The sequence below is a fragment of the Myxococcus sp. AB036A genome, assembly GCF_006547355.1.
Lineage (GTDB): Bacteria > Myxococcota > Myxococcia > Myxococcales > Myxococcaceae > Myxococcus > Myxococcus virescens.
In genome coordinates, this window is sequence record NZ_VHLC01000211.1 from 1 (window position 1) to 2,625 (window position 2,625).

General features: G+C 69.2%; 4 protein-coding genes. 1 reads left to right on the forward strand and 3 read right to left on the reverse strand.

Annotation, left to right across the window (positions count from 1 at the left end; genetic code table 11):
* The first annotated feature begins 211 nt into the window (after positions 1–211).
* The gene (locus FL344_RS38060; RefSeq protein ID WP_141594260.1) at positions 212–592 is read left to right on the forward strand and encodes a DUF488 domain-containing protein; all 381 of its coding nucleotides are present in this window, start codon (positions 212–214) and stop codon (positions 590–592) included.
* On the opposite strand, the gene FL344_RS39885 is transcribed toward FL344_RS38060, so the two are convergent.
* From FL344_RS39885 to FL344_RS38075, 3 genes are all read right to left on the reverse strand, one after another.
* Complete coding sequence (locus tag FL344_RS39885; RefSeq protein ID WP_255508275.1) at positions 589–711, reverse strand: hypothetical protein; 123 nt, start codon at positions 709–711, stop codon at positions 589–591. The two genes, FL344_RS38060 and FL344_RS39885, sit on opposite strands and share 4 nt — an antisense overlap.
* 84 nt (positions 712–795) lie before the next feature.
* Complete coding sequence (locus tag FL344_RS38070) at positions 796–1,230, reverse strand: hypothetical protein (RefSeq protein ID WP_141594677.1); 435 nt, start codon at positions 1,228–1,230, stop codon at positions 796–798.
* 188 nt (positions 1,231–1,418) lie between these two features.
* A partial coding sequence (locus tag FL344_RS38075; protein ID WP_141621940.1) for an FtsX-like permease family protein occupies positions 1,419–2,625 on the reverse strand: 1,207 nt, incomplete at its 5' end.

Consider the following 2,625-nt stretch of genomic DNA (forward strand, 5'->3'; position numbering starts at 1 on the left):
GTCCTGCCCGCCCCCCGTACTGCCCCGTCACGCTGCTGCATCACCCCATAGCAGGGCGCGTGCCGCCGCCGATCCAAGCCCCGAGGCCAGCATTTCCAAGCACTTGGGGACATCACCCCGGGCCAACGGGGCCAGAACCCTTTCCGTCCCAGTAAGAAATCCGGTCCACCGCGGATGGAATACCGCCCCTCCGGTTCAGGGTTGCCCGGCGATGCCGCTCAAAACCAAACGTTGGTGTGTGCCAGCGGAGCCAGATGACGGCTTCCGCGTCCTCATCTGCCGTTACCGGCCCCGAGGTCTGCCCAAGGCAAAGGAGACGTGGGACGCGTGGCAGAGCAACCTGGCGCCCAGCCCGGAGCTCTTCGACGCCTTCTATGGAAAGGGGCGCACACCCATCACCCTGGATGCCTACCGCGAGCGGTACCTCCAGGAGATGGCGTCGCAGCACGAAGCCATCACCGCGCTCGCCAGGCGAGTGCGGCAGGGTGAGACGGTGACCCTCCTCTGTTCAAAGGATTGCATCCTCGAACAGGTCTGCCACCGAACGATTCTGGCCGGGCTCATCGAAGCGGAAGCGGCCCGGACGCACTAGAGCGACTCCGTCCACATCTGTCGCCGCCCCATCGCCGACGCCTTCTCAATCGCGTCGAGCAGGCAATGCAGCTTCAACGCCTCACGGAAGTCCGGCGCCAGCCGAGTCCCTTCAGGCATTCGGGAACGGCGGAAGCCGCGGCCGGAGCGGCGGTGAACCTGCACCGTCACGCTCCAGACCGCGGCTGTTCCGTGCGGCGTGGACTACTTGTTCATCTTCTCGATGGAAGACGCCATGTTCTCGGTCGTCTTCTCCACGTTGAACTTGGTCCGGACCTGGTCCCCCTCCTTGATTTCACGCCGGAGGTGGCTGTGGATGTCCCGGTGCTTCTCGATGGGCTTCCCATCGATTTGCGTGGAGTGGTTCACGCCCATCGCCACCACCGCGCCGTTCTCATCCTTGATGAAGACCTTGTCCTTCCGCAGGGCCACCACGGAGCCGCTCAGCTCCTGCTGGCCCTGCATCTGACTGCCTTGCATGCCGCCGGACGTCTGCGATCCGCTGCTGGGTGGATGCTGCATCGATGGGTCCTGCTGCATCGGTGGCTCCTGCGGCATCGACGGCTCTTGCGAGCCCTGCGCCAGAGCCGCGCCACCCGACGCCAGACCCGCGATCATCCCAATCACCTTGAGCTTCATGACCGACCCCTTTCGTCCTGGAGGGCGCACCTCGCCTCCGAAGCCAACCGTGACCATGCCCGGCGGCGTTGCCACCCGGTGCCACGGTGCGACCCGGCCCCTGGAACGCGCCTCCAAGCTCGTCCGTCCCTCCTCGCGGAACGATGACCGCCGCGCCCCGTTGAAACGAAGCGGCCCCGGACGCCTGCTCAGTCCGCCCGGAGCGCCACCGCGGGGGAGACGCGTGCGGCCCGGCGCGCGGGCAGCAACACCGCCAGGACGGCCACCGCCAACAGCACCGCCGCCACCGCCCCGTACGTCAGTGGGTCCGTGGGCCGCACGCCGCTCAGCAGGTGCGTGAGGCCGCGGCTGGTGGCCGCCGCCAGCCCCAATCCAATGAGGAGCCCACACGCCGTCAATCCCAGGTAGCGGCCGAGCACCAACCCCAGCACCTGCGCCTGACGCGCGCCCAGCGCCATGCGGATGCCCAGCTCGCGGGTGCGCTGCAGCACCGCGTAGGCCACGACGCCATAGAGGCCCACCGCCGACAGCACCATCGCCAGCGCCGCGAAGGCCCCCGCCAGCAACAGGTAGAAACGCAGCGGCGCCACCGTGCGGTCAACCACCGAGGCCAGCGTGCGGACGCTGCCTGGCGCCAGGCTCGCATCCAACGCACGAATCTCCGCGCGCGCCGCGGGAGCCACGTCGAGCGGCGCCCCCTTCGTCCGCAGCAGCACCACCATGCTCGTGGTCCGCGCCTGCACGTAGGGCACGTACACCTCCGGCAGGGACGGCGCGCCAAGCCCTTCCAGCGCCATGTCGTCCACCACGCCCACCACGCGTCCGCCCATGGCACCGCTGCCCCAGTCCATGCCGGTGTCCAGCGTACGCCCCAAGGGCGCTTCGCCAGGCCAGAAGCGGCGCGCCGCCGCAGCGTTGACCAGCACCGCGCGCCCACCCGCGCCCTGGTCCGCCGCCGAGATTCCCCGGCCCTGAAGCACCTTCACGCGCAGGGCCTCCAGCGCCCCGGGCGTCACGATGCGCACGCTGGCCTGCCATGGCTCCGTCCCCTCCGGAAAGGGCCGCATTGGGTCCTTCACGGGAACGGTCCACCGGGCCCCATCCAATGGAAGCCCATTCACGGCACCAACCTGCTCCACGCCGGGCAACGCCCGCAGCCGCTCGAGCAACGTGTCATAGAAGGCCGCGGGCGCGGCGGTCCCAAAGCCATAGTGAAGCGGCGGCAGGTCCACCTTCACCGTCAGCACGCCCTCGGGGTCGAAGCCGGGCTTGGCCCTTTGCAGGTGCACGAAGCTGCGCAGCAACAACCCCGCGCACACCAGCAACAGCACCGCCAGCGCCGTCTCCGCCACGACGAGCACGGAGCGAGTGCGATGCCCCTGCGCGCCGCCACCC

Excerpts from the sequence above, each read along its gene's own strand:
- FL344_RS38060 (WP_141594260.1), top strand. The coding sequence starts at position 212 with ATGCCGCTCAAAACCAAACGTTGGTGTGTGCCAGCGGAGCCAGATGAC.
- FL344_RS39885 (WP_255508275.1), bottom strand. The coding sequence starts at position 711 with ATGCCTGAAGGGACTCGGCTGGCGCCGGACTTCCGTGAGGCGTTGAAG.
- FL344_RS38070 (WP_141594677.1), bottom strand. The coding sequence starts at position 1,230 with ATGAAGCTCAAGGTGATTGGGATGATCGCGGGTCTGGCGTCGGGTGGC.